General features: G+C 55.6%; 17 protein-coding genes and 1 pseudogene. 10 read left to right on the top strand and 8 right to left on the bottom strand.

The window, feature by feature from the left end; all coding sequences use genetic code 11:
- The first annotated feature begins 42 nt into the window (after positions 1-42).
- The 4 genes from ctrA to Q1B21_RS13185 all read left to right on the top strand — a co-directional run bounded on the left by ctrA (position 43) and on the right by Q1B21_RS13185 (position 5,331).
- Complete coding sequence (ctrA, locus tag Q1B21_RS13200; protein WP_298935588.1) at positions 43-759, top strand: response regulator transcription factor CtrA; 717 nt, start codon at positions 43-45, stop codon at positions 757-759.
- A 123-nt stretch (positions 760-882) separates the two neighbouring features.
- Positions 883-3,009 (top strand): NAD-dependent DNA ligase LigA, encoded by a 2,127-nt coding sequence (gene ligA, locus Q1B21_RS13195; RefSeq protein ID WP_299889952.1) that lies wholly within the window; start codon positions 883-885, stop codon positions 3,007-3,009.
- Positions 3,006-5,096 carry an ATP-dependent DNA helicase RecG gene (gene recG, locus Q1B21_RS13190; RefSeq protein WP_299889950.1) on the top strand — a complete coding sequence of 697 codons (2,091 nt, stop codon included), beginning with the start codon at positions 3,006-3,008 and terminating at the stop codon, positions 5,094-5,096. Before ligA ends, recG begins: the two co-directional genes overlap by 4 nt.
- Before the next feature lie 112 nt (positions 5,097-5,208).
- Positions 5,209-5,331: a hypothetical protein gene (locus tag Q1B21_RS13185; protein WP_299889948.1), complete on the top strand. Its 123-nt coding sequence runs from the start codon at positions 5,209-5,211 to the stop codon at positions 5,329-5,331.
- A 184-nt stretch (positions 5,332-5,515) separates the two neighbouring features.
- On the opposite strand, the gene Q1B21_RS13180 is transcribed toward Q1B21_RS13185, so the two are convergent.
- Complete coding sequence (locus Q1B21_RS13180; RefSeq protein ID WP_298935577.1) at positions 5,516-6,154, bottom strand: MarC family protein; 639 nt, start codon at positions 6,152-6,154, stop codon at positions 5,516-5,518.
- Positions 6,155-6,212: 58 nt separating this feature from the next.
- Positions 6,213-6,665 (bottom strand): iron-sulfur cluster assembly scaffold protein, encoded by a 453-nt coding sequence (locus Q1B21_RS13175; RefSeq protein ID WP_298935575.1) that lies wholly within the window; start codon positions 6,663-6,665, stop codon positions 6,213-6,215.
- 48 nt (positions 6,666-6,713) lie between these two features.
- On the opposite strand from Q1B21_RS13175, the gene hisI reads away from it, so the two are divergent.
- Positions 6,714-7,103 (top strand): phosphoribosyl-AMP cyclohydrolase, encoded by a 390-nt coding sequence (gene hisI, locus Q1B21_RS13170; protein ID WP_299889946.1) that lies wholly within the window; start codon positions 6,714-6,716, stop codon positions 7,101-7,103.
- On the opposite strand, the gene gluQRS is transcribed toward hisI, so the two are convergent.
- From gluQRS to Q1B21_RS13150, 4 genes and pseudogenes are all read right to left on the bottom strand, one after another.
- The gene (gene gluQRS, locus Q1B21_RS13165) at positions 7,089-8,000 is read right to left on the bottom strand and encodes a tRNA glutamyl-Q(34) synthetase GluQRS (RefSeq protein ID WP_299889944.1); all 912 of its coding nucleotides are present in this window, start codon (positions 7,998-8,000) and stop codon (positions 7,089-7,091) included. The two genes, hisI and gluQRS, sit on opposite strands and share 15 nt — an antisense overlap.
- On the bottom strand, positions 7,997-8,611 hold the full coding sequence (locus Q1B21_RS13160; protein ID WP_299889942.1) for a class I SAM-dependent methyltransferase: 615 nt from the start codon (positions 8,609-8,611) through the stop codon (positions 7,997-7,999). Before Q1B21_RS13160 ends, gluQRS begins: the two co-directional genes overlap by 4 nt.
- A gap of 37 nt (positions 8,612-8,648) precedes the next feature.
- Positions 8,649-9,989: a methylenetetrahydrofolate--tRNA-(uracil(54)-C(5))-methyltransferase (FADH(2)-oxidizing) TrmFO gene (gene trmFO, locus Q1B21_RS13155; protein ID WP_299889940.1), complete on the bottom strand. Its 1,341-nt coding sequence runs from the start codon at positions 9,987-9,989 to the stop codon at positions 8,649-8,651.
- Between the two features lie 260 nt (positions 9,990-10,249).
- Positions 10,250-11,044: pseudogene (locus Q1B21_RS13150) on the bottom strand (enoyl-CoA hydratase); the annotation flags it as partial.
- A 49-nt stretch (positions 11,045-11,093) separates the two neighbouring features.
- Here Q1B21_RS13150 and Q1B21_RS13145 point away from each other — a divergent pair.
- The gene (locus tag Q1B21_RS13145; protein WP_298935747.1) at positions 11,094-11,537 is read left to right on the top strand and encodes a PaaI family thioesterase; all 444 of its coding nucleotides are present in this window, start codon (positions 11,094-11,096) and stop codon (positions 11,535-11,537) included.
- A 59-nt stretch (positions 11,538-11,596) separates the two neighbouring features.
- Here Q1B21_RS13145 and Q1B21_RS13140 read toward each other — a convergent pair whose 3' ends face one another.
- The gene (locus Q1B21_RS13140) at positions 11,597-11,824 is read right to left on the bottom strand and encodes a DUF1127 domain-containing protein (protein ID WP_298935566.1); all 228 of its coding nucleotides are present in this window, start codon (positions 11,822-11,824) and stop codon (positions 11,597-11,599) included.
- A gap of 99 nt (positions 11,825-11,923) precedes the next feature.
- Here Q1B21_RS13140 and Q1B21_RS13135 point away from each other — a divergent pair, with 99 nt between their 5' ends.
- A complete protein-coding gene (locus tag Q1B21_RS13135; RefSeq protein ID WP_299889937.1) occupies positions 11,924-13,327 on the top strand; it encodes a PLP-dependent aminotransferase family protein in 1,404 nt (467 codons plus the stop codon).
- On the opposite strand, the gene Q1B21_RS13130 is transcribed toward Q1B21_RS13135, so the two are convergent.
- Positions 13,328-13,693, bottom strand: a complete 366-nt coding sequence (locus tag Q1B21_RS13130) for a nuclear transport factor 2 family protein (RefSeq protein WP_298935563.1) — start codon at positions 13,691-13,693, stop codon at positions 13,328-13,330.
- 241 nt (positions 13,694-13,934) lie between these two features.
- On the opposite strand from Q1B21_RS13130, the gene rplM reads away from it, so the two are divergent.
- The 3 genes from rplM to Q1B21_RS13115 all read left to right on the top strand — a co-directional run bounded on the left by rplM (position 13,935) and on the right by Q1B21_RS13115 (position 15,811).
- Positions 13,935-14,393, top strand: a complete 459-nt coding sequence (gene rplM, locus Q1B21_RS13125; protein WP_058281323.1) for a 50S ribosomal protein L13 — start codon at positions 13,935-13,937, stop codon at positions 14,391-14,393.
- Positions 14,394-14,398: 5 nt separating this feature from the next.
- Entirely contained in the window at positions 14,399-14,884 is a 486-nt protein-coding gene (gene rpsI / locus Q1B21_RS13120; RefSeq protein ID WP_074736371.1) for a 30S ribosomal protein S9, read from the top strand.
- A 210-nt stretch (positions 14,885-15,094) separates the two neighbouring features.
- Complete coding sequence (locus tag Q1B21_RS13115) at positions 15,095-15,811, top strand: class I SAM-dependent methyltransferase (protein ID WP_299889934.1); 717 nt, start codon at positions 15,095-15,097, stop codon at positions 15,809-15,811.
- Positions 15,812-15,817 lie beyond the last annotated feature (6 nt).

Below are 15,817 nucleotides of genomic sequence, written 5' to 3'. Positions count from 1 at the left end.
TTATTTTTAATTGGAATAATTGACCCGAATTGGAGCAGGTAAATGCGAATACTTCTTGTCGAGGATGATCCTACAACGTCCAAAAGCATTGAATTAATGCTGACACATGCGAACCTTAATGTGTACGCGACGGATCTTGGAGAAGAAGGCATCGATCTGGCGAAGCTTTATGATTATGATCTGATTTTGCTGGATCTCAATCTGCCGGATATGAACGGGCATGAGGTTCTGCGCCAGCTGCGGATCGCTCGGGTCGAAACCCCGATCCTGATCCTGTCGGGCGCGGATGATACAGAAAGCAAAATCAAAGGCTTTGGATTTGGCGCAGATGATTACCTGACCAAGCCGTTCCACCGCGAAGAGCTGGTGGCGCGCATTCACGCAATAATTCGTCGTTCAAAAGGACATTCGCAATCGATCATCCATACAGGTCGCGTCGCGGTGAACCTGGATGCGAAAACGGTCGAGGTTGACGGGCAAACCGTTCATCTGACCGGCAAAGAGTACCAGATGCTGGAGCTATTGAGCCTTCGCAAGGGAACCACCCTGACCAAAGAAATGTTCCTGAACCATCTTTATGGCGGGATGGACGAGCCCGAATTGAAAATCATCGATGTGTTCATTTGCAAACTGCGAAAAAAGCTCAGCAATGCGACGGGCGGTGATAACTACATCGAAACTGTTTGGGGGCGTGGCTATGTCTTGCGCGACCCGCAGACCAACAGCCTGGATGACACCAGGATGGCGGTCGGCGCTTGATCTGACCTAAGACGTACCGCCGTCGGTCCAGGGCGGCACTTCCACTCATGGCTCAGCACGACTGGACCTCGCCATGGCCTCGCCCTATCACTGAAGTCCAAGAATTCGTGACAGGGCGAGGCCATGAGCAACTCAATTTCGGTACCAGAGCTCACAGAAGATGAGGCGCGTGAGGAATTGGCGCGTCTTGCTGCATTGCTGCAACGGGCTAACACGCTGTACCACGCAGAAGATGCGCCCGAGATTTCAGATGCGGAATACGATTCCCTGAAACAGCGCAATGCTGAGATTGAGACCCGTTTCCCACAATTGAAACGTCAGGACAGCCCGTCTGAACAGGTTGGCGCACGCGTTTCCGATGGGTTCTCAAAAGTCACTCATGCCGTGCGCATGATGTCACTGGGCAATGCCTTTGATGAAGCAGATGTTGCGGACTTTGACAAATCAATTCGGAAATACCTCGGGTTGGACGCCGACGCGCGATTGGCATTCACGGCAGAGCCAAAAATTGACGGCCTGTCATTGTCACTGCGTTACGAGAATGGGCAGCTGGTTCAGGCCGCAACACGCGGGGACGGTGAGGTCGGCGAAAACGTAACAGCAAATGCGCGCACTGTTTCTGACATTCCACACCATATCGATGGCGCCCCCGAAATCTTCGAAGTGCGGGGAGAAGTTTATATGTCGCACGAGGATTTCGAACATCTTAACAAACGCCAGTCCGAGATCGGCGGTAAGCCTTTTGCCAATCCCAGAAACGCGGCGGCGGGTTCATTGCGGCAGTTGGATTCCGAGATCACGCGCTCTCGACCCTTGCGTTTTTTTGCCTATGCGTGGGGAGAATTGTCGGCGCCCCTGGCAGACACACAAATGGCCGCGATCGGGCAGCTTAGCAAGTTTGGGTTTTCAACCAACAGGCTGACAAAGTTATGTGAAACGCCCCAAGAGATGCTGTCGCATTACCGGGATATCGAAGCGCAACGGTCGACCCTCGGGTATGATCTCGACGGGGTTGTGTACAAGGTTAACGATCTGGCCTTGCAGGCACGATTGGGTTTCCGGTCCACGACCCCAAGATGGGCGATTGCCCACAAATTTCCGGCTGAATTGGCGTGGACACGGCTTGAAGCGATAGACATTCAGGTGGGCCGCACCGGTGCGCTTAGCCCCGTTGCACGGCTGCATCCGGTGACCGTTGGCGGCGTGGTCGTGTCGAACGCGACATTGCATAACGAAGATTACATTTGCGGACGGGACGCCAGGGGTGAAACCATCCGTGACGGCAAGGACATACGCGTTGGCGATTGGGTGCAGGTCTATCGCGCGGGCGACGTGATCCCGAAAATTGCCGATGTAGACGTGTCCAAACGCCCCGAACAGGCCGAGCCTTTCGACTTTCCAACCAAATGCCCGGAATGCCAAAGCGATGCCATTCGAGAAGAGGGTGATGCCGTCAGGCGCTGCATCGGGGGATTGATATGCCCGGCGCAAGCGGTCGAGAAATTGAAACACTTCGTATCGCGCAAAGCATTCGATATCGAAGGTCTGGGCGCCAAGCAGATCGAAATGTTCTATGATGATCCCGATTTGCCGGTCAAAGCACCGGTTGATATTTTCACATTACAGCAGCGCGACGCCGCCAATCTGAACAAGCTTGCCAATCGCAAGGGCTGGGGTGCCCAGAGTGCCGCAAACTTGTGGGAGGCAATCGATGAAAAACGCGCGATCCCATTTGGTCGTCTGCTGTTTGCATTGGGAATTCGTCATACCGGAGAGGCCGCGTCGAACCTGATTGCCAATCATTACGGCACCTGGGACGAATTCGAAAACGCCATCACCGCCGCGTCCGGTTTTTCCGGCCCCGAATGGGAGGATTTGCTGAGCATTGATGGGATCGGAGAGGTCATGGCGCGCGCGTTGGTGTCAGCGTTTTCCCAGTCTGCCGAACGTGCAATTATTGACGATCTGGTGGGTCAGTTGCAGGTGCAGGAGGCCAAACGACCTGATAGTTCGGGTAGCCCGGTGGCCGGAAAGACCGTTGTCTTCACAGGCACGCTTGAAAAAATGACGCGTGCCGAGGCCAAAGCCCGTGCCGAGGCGTTGGGGGCAAAGGTTTCAGGATCTGTCAGCAAGAAAACCGATCTTTTGGTAGCTGGGCCCGGGGCTGGATCGAAAGCCAAGAAGGCGGCGGAACTGGGTATTGAGACTCTGGATGAGGATGGCTGGTTGCAGCTGATCGAAGACGCATGAGCGGACGGCCGGAACAGCTTTTCCCTCTGTTTGCCGGTTTGGAGACACTCGAGGGTGTCGGGCCAAAAACCGCCCAGATCATGGAGCAAACCGGGATCGAAAGCCCGCGCGACGTGCTGTTCGGCCTGCCATATGCCGTCGTGGACCGGCGCCGGCGAGACACGATCCAGGGGGTTGATCTGCCGACGACGCTGACCGTTGAGGTGACCGTCGGCACGCACCGGCCATCCCGAAACAAAGGTGGCGCCTATCGAGTACATGTCGAAGACGCACAGGCTGATTTCCAACTGGTCTTTTTCCATGCGCGCGGTGACTACCTGAAAAAGGTCTTGCCGCAGGGATCTCGCCGCGTGGTTTCTGGCAAGCTCGAACTGTTCGACGGCATGGCGCAGATGGTGCATCCAGATCATATCCTGCCGGCGGAGCAGGCAGGCGAGATTCCCGAATTTGAACCGGTCTATCATTTGGCACACGGCCTGACCCAAAAGACGGCCTTCAAAGCATCGCGTAGCGCATTGTCCCGCGCGCCTGAGCTCGCAGAATGGATTGATCCCGCACAGGTTACCCAAAAGAGTTGGCCGAATTGGGCAACGGCCATTCAATCGGCCCATAATCCGCACGGTGCTGATGATGTCGCGGCTTTCGCTCCTGCGCGCGAGCGTTTGGCCTATGATGAGCTGTTGGCACATCAACTGACCTTGGCACTGGCCCGGCAACTGGACCGTAAGGCACGCGGGATTGTCAGCGTTGGAACAGGAGCGCTGCAGTCGAAAGTTCTGTCCAGCTTGCCGTATGGCCCCACCGGGGCGCAAACCCGCGCCATCGAAGAAATCTCGCAGGATATGGCGGCGGAAACACGCATGAATCGCCTGCTTCAAGGGGATGTTGGCGCAGGCAAGACGCTTGTGGCGTTCATGGCTTTGCTTGTAGCGGTTGAGGCCGGTGGTCAGGGTGTCATGATGGCCCCGACCGAGATCCTGGCGCGACAACATCTGGAGGGGTTGCGACCGCTGGCCGAGGACTCTGGAGTTGTTCTGGAGATATTGACCGGACGGGACAAAGGCGCGGAGCGACGGTCAAAACTTGAGGCATTGAAACGCGGAGATATCCAGATTCTTGTCGGAACTCATGCCGTGTTTCAAAGCGATGTCGAATTTAACGCGCTGCGTCTGGCAATTGTCGATGAACAGCACCGTTTTGGCGTACGGCAGCGGATGGAATTGTCGGAAAAAGGGCAGGGCGCCGACGTTCTGGTGATGACGGCCACGCCGATCCCACGCAGTCTGGCGCTGGCGCAGTATGGCGATATGGATGTCTCGGTTCTGGATGAAAAACCGCCGGGGCGTAAGCCGATCAAAACTGCGATCATCAGCACGCAACGCATGGACGATGTTGTGGCGCATCTGCGAAAGGCCATTGCAGAAGGCCGACAGTGTTATTGGGTGTGTCCGCTGGTCGATGAATCCGAGGTCTCGGACCTGACGGCGGCGGAAGATCGGTTCAAACGGTTGCGCGCCATTCTTGGCGACGACGTTGTGGGCTTGGTTCACGGCCAGATGCCGCCAGCCGACAAAGACGCGGCGATGACAGCGTTCCAAACCGGTCAGACCAAGGTGTTGGTGGCCACAACGGTCATCGAAGTGGGCGTGAATGTACCCAACGCAACCATCATGGTGATCGAACGGGCCGAAATCTTCGGTCTGGCTCAGCTGCATCAATTGCGGGGTCGCGTCGGTCGGGGCGAGGCCGAGTCCACCTGTTTGTTAATGTATCAGGCACCTCTGAGTGAAGGCGGGCGCAAACGGTTGGAGGTTCTGCGCGAGACAGAGGATGGGTTCCGGATCTCGGAAACCGACCTTCAGATGCGCGGGGCAGGTGATCTGATCGGCACGGCCCAATCTGGCTTGCCGAGATTTCGCATTGCCGATCTGGAGAGGCAGGCAGGTTTGATGGCAGTTGCCCAATCGGATGCACGCACCTTGTTGAACGCAGACCCAAAGCTGACGTCTGAGCGTGGGCAGGCCGCCCGTGTTCTGCTTTGGTTGATGAAACAGGATCAGGCGATCCGTTTGATTTCAGTAGGTTAGAGCACAAGTTCCGTAAAGTTCACAAATGTTCTTAAAAAGTTCTTTACCGACTCGGCAAAATATGAGAACAAAAGGTCAACAAAGAATTAAAACTCTGACCGGAGGTGACCCTATGCTGAGCCAGATCAAGAGCGTATTCAGCCGTTCACAATCGACCATTCTGCAGGATGCGGCGGGTGTGATGTCTCTGGTCGTGATTCTGGTTGTTGCCTTGCATCTGCCCGTCGGTTTCTAAGCCTTTCTGCCTGCGCTCTCGTGCCGATTGTCTCGCGCGTGTTATCCCCATCTCAGTCAAGGGTGACCTGCCTGTCCCAATTCCCTTGAGGGGCCATGCCTCGGCCCCGCGGAGACCCGGACCCCACACGAGAAACGCATTACCTGCCGCCGCCCTTTCCGCCCGGAAGGAGCGGCGGCTTTTTTTACAATTGTCCGGTTTTCATGATTTCCATCAATGCCGATAAAACAGAGTTTACGGCGACCGAGGCCAATATCATGCCCATCACACGGCTTATGATGGCCGCGCCGGAATGGCCGATCAAACGGATGATCGGTTCAGCCAGAAGCATCAGTACGAATGCCACGACCAGCACTGCCAACATGACCAGCGCTGTAATACCCTGATCCACCATGCTGTATCGGTGATTGTCAGTCAGAATGACAATCGCAAGCATTGCCCCGGGGGATGCCAAAGACGGCACCGCGAGGGGAAAAATAGCAGGGTTTTGCTTGTGGGTTTTATCTTCCAGGTCTTCTTCGGCCTGGCGTTGTTCTACGTCCTGTTTGCTTTCTCCGAAAATCATCGTCAAAGCGAACAGGAACAGGATGATGCCCCCGGCAACCTGAAAAGAGTTCAGGCCGATATCCAGCGCCTCAATTAGCAGCTGTCCGAATATGAGGAAAAACAACAAAATGCCGGCGCTGATCAACGAGGCAAGCAACGCCATGCGCCGACGGGCGGCAGCTTCGAGCCCTGCGGTTACTGCTATGAAGACCGGTATTGTACCAATCGGATCAATGACAACCCAAAGCGTTACAAAATGCTCAAGCAAGTTATTCAATCCCATCACTCCTCAAATTTTTCCAGAGGTTAGACAGGTTTGTACTAAAACGCCATGTTCAGGCGCAATTTGCCTGTTCGGCTTGTTCCATGGCTTCCGCCGTTGCATCCAACGCCAGAAGGATCGATGCATGACGGTTTTTATAGTCCCGCGCAGGCATCAGCACCTCGAGCCCGTCAAACGGCGCATCGGGGGCAGGGCCATCCTTTTTCAGCATCGCAGTCAGTTGCTCACGCGCGGTTTCAACTTGGGCCCGTGTGGCGCCTATGACGGCATTCCCCACAACGGATGCTGAGGCCTGACCCAAGGCGCATGCTTTGACGTCCTGACCAAACTCGCTGATCCGACCATCGCGCAGAGTCACGTCTACGGTTACGGTCGATCCGCACAAAGGCGCGCGTTTCTTGACCGTTGCATCAGGGGTGTCGAGCCGGTCCAGATGCGGGATTTCCGCCGCAAGCGCCAGAATACGTCCAGAGTAGAGCTTAATAAGGTCGTTCTCGCCGCTCATGGCTTTCCCTCGTAGAGTGTTCCCCATACATAGTGGCCAGCCCTCGGGATGCAAAAGGTTTTTATCATGTCTGACCCAGTCGTCTTTGACCCTTCGAGTCTTACATACAATGACGCAGGATTGGTCCCTGCCATTGCGCAGGACGAGGCATCTGGCCAGGTTCTGATGATGGCTTGGATGAATGCCCAGGCGGTCGAGCGCACGTTGCAGACGGGTCGCGTCACCTATTGGTCACGCTCTCGTCAGGCGTTCTGGATCAAGGGCGAAACATCCGGTCACGTGCAGGAACTGGTGGATTTGCGCGTCGATTGCGACCGCGATTGCCTGCTTGTGTTGGTGCGCCAGACCGGGGCGGCATGCCACACCAATCGCAGAACCTGTTTCTACACAGCCGTGCGCGATGGTGAAGAGGTTGAGCTGATGTCACCGATGGAGTGACCGACACGGGTCAAACCCGACCATGGCCCGAATATCCTGGGGCGAGGCGCCTTCGGCGCGATACTTGGCGATTGCACGGGCATCATCGCGCTTTGCAAGCCGTTTTCCAGCGTCGTCTCGGATCAGACGATGATGAAAATACGCGGGTGTTGGAAGGTCTAGCAGGGCTTGCAACAAAACATGGATACGCGCCGCTTCAAAAAGATCCTGACCGCGCACAACGTGTGTGATCTTTTGTGCTGCGTCGTCCAGAACCACCGACAGGTGATAGGATGTGCCCATATCACGACGCGACAGGACGAAATCGCCGATGGTGGTCTGCAACTCATACGGTGTGAAGGCGATATGGCCGCTTTCTTTCATTGGACCAAGACCGAGTTCTGGAAAAGAGCCACCGGGCTTCGCGTCACCAAAAACCAGCTGGGCCGCCTTTGCGATATTCAATCGCAGCGGTTGGTCCTTGGGACGCGCGCGCCGGCTTAGATCGATCCCTTGCCAGCGAACACGACACGTTCCCGGATAAATGATCCCATCCGGCCCCAGCAGCGGGGCACCTTCTTGCGGAGCACTGGCCGCAGCTGCGATGTCTTTGCGATTGCATGAACACGGATAAAGCAGACCACGGGACCAGAGATCATCAAGGGCCTGATCGTAGATCGGCTGTCGTTCAGATTGGCGTATGACAGGTTCAGGCCATGTCAAACCCAGCCATTTGAGATCACCATAGATCTGGTCTTCCCAATGGGCTCGGGATCGGGACTGGTCGATGTCTTCGATCCGCAACAGGAAATCCCCGCCTTCGGAGACGGCCATGTCGTAAGCCAACAAGGCAGAATAGGCATGCCCAAGGTGTAGTGGTCCGGTTGGAGACGGGGCAAAGCGAGTGGTGAAAGTCACGTCTTTTCTAATACATACACGTCAGATTTAAGGTCCATACCCGGCAGGTGCGGACCATGTTCGCGAAACAACAACCGAGCAGCCCCCATATCGAGCCAATCATTCAGGCGGCAAGTATAAGTATGATCTGCAAGCGTATGATCGTTAAAGGAAAACGCAAGCATTCCACCTTTAGGAAGCGCCTTCATCAGCAGATCCAGTGTTTCAGGCGGCGCGGCACCTGTGCCAATCACTCCGATGGCGGTGATGGCTCTATAAGCATCCTGCTTCAGCGGTTCGGGGTCGGTGATCTCAAAACTGGACAGATCACGGTAGACAGCTTTGGCGGCTGCAACTTCAAGCATGTTGGGCGTCGGATCCATACCGTCGACCACATCAAAACCCGCCGCCCGCAGCGCGACGCCTGACAGGCCAGTTCCGCAGCCATAATCCAGAATCGGCGTTTCTGACTGCGACATCTGAGACCACAGCGCCTCGGCCACGCGACCGGGTGTGGCGTAGCCTTGTGCGGCAACCTCATCCTCGTAGGTTGCGGCCCATTTCTGATAGTGTTCCTGAGTGTCCTCAGGCGTTTCAAGTTCGTAGGTGCTTTGGAAAAACTTGTCGTTCATGCAACCATGCTAGGCCGAGCGAGCATGGCGCGTCCAGTCAGCATTGTGCCAGCCAGCTTGTCCATTCGGCCTTTGCCCGATCTGTATAGGCTTTGTAGCGGTCCTTGCGGCCCCGGCGTCCACCCTTTAGGCCCTCTACCGGGCGGAACAGGCCGAAATTGACGTTCATGGGTTGGAATGTCTTGGCTTCGGCCCCGCCAGTGATGTGATGGACCAAAGCACCCATGGCGCTGTCTTGCGGTACTTCGGGCAGTGTGCGGCCCAGAATTTCAGATGCGGCCAGCCGGCCTGCCAACAACCCCATCGCGGCACTTTCCACGTAGCCTTCGACACCGGTTATCTGACCGGCAAAGCGAATATTAGGTTTGGATTTTAGCCGCATCTGCGCATCCAGCAATGTGGGTGAGTTGATGAACGTGTTGCGGTGAATACCGCCCAACCGCGCAAAACTGGCGTCCTGCAATCCGGGGATCATGCGAAACACTTCGGTCTGCGCGCCGTATTTCATTTTGGTTTGGAACCCGACAATGTTGAATAGCGTGCCCAGGGCATTGTCGCGGCGCAGCTGAACAACCGCATGGGGCTTGACGTCCGGTTGATGAGGGTTGGTCAGGCCAACCGGCTTCATCGGCCCATGACGCAAGGTTTCGCGTCCACGTTCCGACATGACCTCGATCGGCAGGCAGCCATCGAAGTAACCAGCGGTCTCACCTTCGTGAAACTCGGCCTTGTCAGCGGCCAACAGCGCATCAATGAATACCTCGTACTGATCCCGATCCATCGGGCAGTTCAGATAGGCTGTGCGTTCCTCCTCAGTCTCGCCCTTGTCATAGCGCGACTGCATCCAGGCTTGGCTCATATCGATGCTGTCAGCGTAGACAATCGGGGCGATTGCATCAAAGAAGGCTAACGCCTCGGCGCCGGTTTCAGTTCTGATTGCTTCGCCCAAAGCCGGAGAGGTCAGAGGACCAGTGGCAAAGATCCATTGACCATCATCCGGCAGAGAGGTGACTTCTTCATCCGTGACGGTAATGCGCGGATGCGCGCGCAGCTTGGCGGTCACACCTTCGGCAAAGGGATCACGGTCAACGGCCAGGGCACCACCGGCAGGCAGACGGTATGCGTCAGCGGTAGTCATGATCAATCCGTTCGCGGCGCGCATCTCCCAATGCAGCAGGCCAACAGCGTTCTGCTCATCATCGTCTGATCGGAAAGAGTTGGAACACACCATCTCGGCGAGATTTCCGGTCTGGTGCGCAAATGTTCCAACGGTCGGACGCATTTCGTGAATAACAACGCCCACGCCCATTTCAGCAGCCTGCCAGGCGGCTTCGGACCCGGCCATGCCGCCGCCCACGATATGCAAAACTTGTGTCATGCGCTGCCACATAGGGCAGAGAACCGACGGACGCAACTCGACCGCTGGCTTACATTCGCGAATTTATCAGGAGGGGTCTTGGGGTCGCCGCTGCGGGAATGTCAACGCTGGCGAGAGAGACCAGCTCGGAGGGACCTTCCGCCCGCGGCGACCCAAAAGTATGTTCAAGGCCTCGGCCTCGACCCAGCATTGCCACAGAGTTGCCCTTTTGAAAAGTGCTAAAATGCGAACAGTCGTAAAAAATGTACATGACAATTGCGTTATTGGGTCCAATTGGGCGGACGCTTTTCGATAAACGCAGAAATGCCTTCTTCGGTATCCCGATGCAGCATATTCTGCGCCATTACCTCGCCTGTATAGGCGTAGGCCTGGTCGATCGGCATTTCAAGCTGTTGATAATATGCTTCTTTTCCGATCTTGACGGCGGTTCCTAGCTTGGCCGCAATCTGCTCGGCCAGCGATATCGTCTCATGCTCCAGCAGCATTTCCGGTACCACTCGGTTCACCAGCCCCAGCTCTGCTGCGCGTTCGGCTGAAATGAAATCCCCGGTCGTCAGCATCTCAAACGCTTGTTTTCTAGGAATATTCCGGCTGAGCGCGACCATCGGAGTCGAGCAGAACAGGCCAATATTCACACCATTCACACCAAATCGCGTGCCTTCGGCGGCAACAGCCAGGTCACATGTGGCTACCAGTTGGCATCCCGCCGCAGTTGCGATCCCGTGAACCTGGGCAATGACGGGTTGGGGCAGGGACTGGATCGACATCATCATTTTGGCACATCGACCAAAGAGATCCTGAAAATAGGCTTTGCCGCCATCTTCAGAACTACGTCCGGCGGTCATTTGTTTCAGGTCATGGCCAGCGCAAAACGCCTTACCCGATCCCGACAATGTGACCGCGCGGATGGAACCGTCTTCGCGCAGCGCATCAAACTCGGCCTGCAAAGCCGCCAGCATCTCGTCGCTCAGGGCATTCAGCCGGTCAGGGGCATTCAACTTCAGCTGTGCAACCGCGCCTGTGTCGTTACGTTCCAGAATTGCCATCTTGCCCTCCTGCTGGCTATCGGGCCAACTCTAGGACGGTAACTGAATGAGGGGAAGCATGGCGTTAGCGATGAACAGGGGCGAACTGTCACAGTATCTGACAGAGGTCTTTCCGCAGATACACAAAGACTTTGTCGTCGAAGAGTTGACCGAAGAGACCATCACCATGCGACTGGTGGTCGATGATCGCCATCTACGCCCCGGCGGTACGGTATCCGGACCTTCGATGTTCGGACTGGCCGATGTGTGTGTCTATGCCATGGTGCTTGCACGGAAAGGCCGTCAATCTTTGGCCGTCACTACCAACAGTTCACTGGATTTTCTGCGCAAACCAGAAGGCGATGCGGACATGATCGCCAAATGCAGGTTGCTGAAGCTGGGTCGCACTTTGGCGGTTGGGGACGTGCTGATGTACTCGGACGGGTCAGATCATCCGGTTGCGCGGGCCAGTATGACATATTCATTGCCGCCGGCAGGGTCAGCCGCCGCCAATTTCGGATAAAAAAGGGCCGGGGACTTGCCCCGGCCTAGGAAGAGGTCCCTGAATGGGACTGGGGATCGTTAGTTAATCCAGAAATAGCGTTTCACTTCTCGGTTGGCCTGATGCCGGGTCAAACCGACATCTTCGAGCAGCCTGTCATCCAGATAACCTAGGTTAATTCGGCTGCGTCGACGGCGTTCCCATTGAGTGACCGCCGCCGCAAACCGCACGGCCAGCGCGGCGATCAACGGCAGTCGGGGACTGTCATTCAGCAGCAAGAGGGCGGGGTTGTGCATTGTGCGTGTCATCTCAGTATTCCTTCCAAATTGTATTGACACAAATGATAGATGTTCGGTACATGTGTTTGATACATTCGAAATTGTGTCAAAATCAAAGGAAGAATTGTAATGGATACAATTTGGCCGGACTCGCTGCCGAAATCCAAAGGACCAAAGTACACTGTGGTTGCCGACACAATAAGGAAATCCATTGAAAACAAAACGTTGTCGGTAGGCGTAAAACTGCCTCCGGTGCGGGAACTTGCCTATAGGTTACAAATTACGCCAGGTACTGTTGCGCGGGCTTATACCATCCTAACGGATGAGGGCTTGCTACAAGCAGAGGTCGGACGTGGTACATTTGTTGCCCCGCCGAAATCCCCAATTCTGGATGATGTCTGGTCCAGGCAGCTGCACTTGCGCGACGACAAGTACGAGGCAAATGTCAGCCTGTTCAGTCCGCGTTTACCAGATGTTGGGCAGGTGGCCCTGATCCGCGCGTGCCTGGCAAAGATCGCCCAAGGCGACCCAAGGATGTTCATGAACTATCCAACACGCGACGCTTATCAGTCGGTGCGGCAGGTGGTGGTCGACTGGTTGTCGGATTTACCGCTGGGTGTGCTGACAGCCGACGACATCGTTTTGACCCATGGTGGGCAAAGCGGTTTGTGTGTTGTGTTTCAAACCATTTTGAGCGGCCCAAAGCCCGTCGTTTTGGTCGAGGACCTGTCTTATGCCGGGTTTCGCCGTGCAGGCGAATTGATGCGTGCTGATGTCATCGGTGTAAAAATGGACAAATGGGGGATCAGCCCCGAAGCGCTTGACCATGTTCTACGGCACACCCATGCCCAGGCGATTTGCGTTTCACCCGAGGTCCAGAACCCAACGGGGGGACATTCACCCCTGGAGCGGCGCAAAGAAGTCGTCGAGATTGCCAGAAAATACGACCTTCAGATCATCGAAGACGATTGCTATCGCATGGGTGAGGCCCGCGCACCCAGCTATCGCGCGCTTGCGCCTGAACGGGGATGGCATGTGTCATCCATCTCAAAAACGTTGACACCAGCGCTGCGCGTCGGGTTTGCGATCGCACCAAAGGAACGCAGTGGCGATTTGCGACGGTCTGCTGAATACGGTTATTTCGGACTGGCACAGCCATTGGCCGAATTGACTCGCTTGCTGCTCGGGGACCCAAGTGCACAGCAGTTGGCCGCGGACGTCCGATCCAAAATGGGCGAATATGTTCGCGTGGCCGTGAATGCCTTAGGCGGGTTTGATTTGAACTGGGATTCCGATATTCCGTTTGTCTGGTTGAATCTGCCATCTGGCTGGCGGTCTGCCGCATTCAGCCGCGCGGCTGAGAGAGAGGGCATACAGCTACGGTCAGCGGATGAGTTTGCCCTGCGGGACGGGCGGGCGCCGAACGCCGTACGCATTGCAGTGAACGGGCATATCTCACTGCGCCAGTTTGAAGACGCGATGCTGCGATTGCGTGCCTTGCTGGACAATCCGCCTGAACAAATCAGTGTCTGATCAGGTCAGGGGATCAGGATCACCGAAAAAGCCCGACAGGTATGAGATTTTTCCATCCGTGTCCAAACGGACAAAGTCATGACCTTCGACCATTTTTGACCCATCATCAGCAACCATATGCCAGGTAAAGTGAACCACATCGTGATGTGAGTTTGGGGCGCTGGTGATTTCAACTCGCCCTCCTGCGCTTTGCAGCACTTCGCCAATATGAACACTCAGGTTATGTCGCCCACTGACGGCAGCCGTCGGGTCGGTGTATTGCCCGGTGTCTGCGAAGCAGCGCGTCAGCAATTCCAACCGTCTATCCGCATCCGTTTCCTGCCAGGCAGCGCCATAATCAGAAACAACTTGATTCAGATCGGACATTGGATTCTCCTTCACTATCGTGGCAATCATATACAGAGATGATAGCAGGCCGTTTGCCAGGGCGCGAATATGCCCGAAAACTTGGGGTATTTTAATACCTATTTTACAACGCATTGTTTTTGAATGATTAAAACAGCTTTCTGTGTATTGACGTGCTCTACAGCTAGGTCTAAACCCCATCCATCGAATTCGGGCCGCTCCGTAAGGGGCGGTCTTTCACATCAAACAGGACTATCCTGCCATGAAAACCTTTTCTGCAACACCTGCAGACATCGACAAGAAATGGATCCTGATCGACGCCGAGGGCGTTGTTCTTGGCCGTCTTGCCTCGATCGTCGCCATGCGCCTGCGTGGCAAGCACAAAGCGTCGTTCACCCCTAACATGGACATGGGCGACAATGTCATCGTGATCAACGCTGACAAAATCCAGATGACCGGCAAGAAGCGCGAAGAAAACTTCTACTGGCACACCGGCCACCCGGGCGGCATCAAGTCGCGCACCAAGCAGCAGATCCTTGAGGGTGCACACCCCGAGCGCGTTGTGACCCAGGCGGTCAAGCGCATGCTGCCGGGCAACCGCCTGTCGCGTCAGGTTATGACCAATCTGCGCGTCTATGCCGGTGCCGAGCATCCCCACGAGGCGCAAGCGCCCGAAGTTCTGGATGTTGCATCCATGAACAAGAAAAACACCCGGAGCTAATGACCATGGCTGATCAGATCAATACTCTCGAAGAGCTGAGCGCCGTTGCAGGCGTCGAAGCTGTGGCTGAAGAAGTCATCGTCCGCGAACCCGTACGTGACGAACTGGGCCGCTCCTACGCCACCGGCAAGCGTAAAGACGCTGTTGCCCGCGTTTGGATCAAGCCGGGCTCCGGCAAGGTCACCGTGAACGGCAAAGACCAGGACGTGTACTTCGCGCGCCCCGTTCTGCAGCTGATCCTGCGCCAGCCGTTCCAGATTGCTGGTGTCGAAGGTGAGTTCGACGTTGTTGCAACCGTCAAAGGCGGTGGCCTGACCGGTCAGGCCGGTGCGGTCAAGCATGGCATTTCTAAAGCGCTGCAGCTGTACGATCCGTCCCTGCGTGGCGCGCTGAAAGCTGCTGGCTTCCTTACTCGCGACAGCCGTGTTGTGGAACGTAAGAAATACGGTAAGCGCAAAGCGCGTCGTTCGTTCCAGTTCTCGAAGCGTTAACTCCAGATCGCTTTACGAGCCTAGATTTCGGGGCGTCCGCGTGCATGCGGGCGCCCTTTTGCTTACGGACTAAGCAGCATCATGCCGCTTTGGATGAAGCCGTTAGATAATCAGCCAAGAATTTGTAAACCTGTTTCGCGAAGGCGGGCCATTACTGAGAAGAGCGTAAGGTCTTTTCCGGCAGGGCGCCGCGATTGAGGGCGAAACACCATGGTTGAAGCATCAATCGATGACATCGTTGAACGCGCCATCGCGTCCAGCGAGAACCGGCATCAGTTATGGGTCAGGCTGGTCTCTGATCTGAAATGCGTATCTTTATGTGAGGTTGGCGTCTGGAAAGGGCAGTTTGCTGAGATTCTGCTTGGGCAAATTCCGACAATCGAAGCCTACACGCTGATCGATCCCTGGCGGAACTTGCCAGATTGGAACAAGCCCGCCAACAGATCAAATGTCGAGTTTGAAGAAATCCGGGAGGAGGCATTAAACCGCGTGCGCCCGCATATGGACAAGGTCATCGAAATCCGGGACACGACCAAAAACGCGCAATTGCAAATTCCAGACGGCTCGCTTGATTTTGCATATATCGACGGGGATCATACCTTGCGCGGGATTACCATGGACCTGTTATCGATGCTTCCGAAAATTCGAAAAAACGGCTTCATCGGCGGTGACGATTTCACCAAAACGATCTGGCAGCATAGCAAGGAATTCAGCCCCAGTGAGGTTTTTCCGTACGCGATCTACTTTTGCGAGGCACAGGACTTGCCGATTTACACGCTGCCATTCAACCAGTTCCTGATCGTCAATGACCCAAGCGGTTTTCGAGTCATTGATCACGGTGGGTATGCGGATCTGACACCAGCTCAGATTTACACCCGGCCCAAATTGCAATCTCTTCGGAAGACGCTGAAGAAAATACTGAAATGAAGTTTC

Source organism: uncultured Ruegeria sp., assembly GCF_947504215.1.
Classification (GTDB): domain Bacteria; phylum Pseudomonadota; class Alphaproteobacteria; order Rhodobacterales; family Rhodobacteraceae; genus Ruegeria.
Note: the sequence above shows the minus strand (reverse complement) of the source record. Positions and strands in the feature narration are given on the sequence as shown.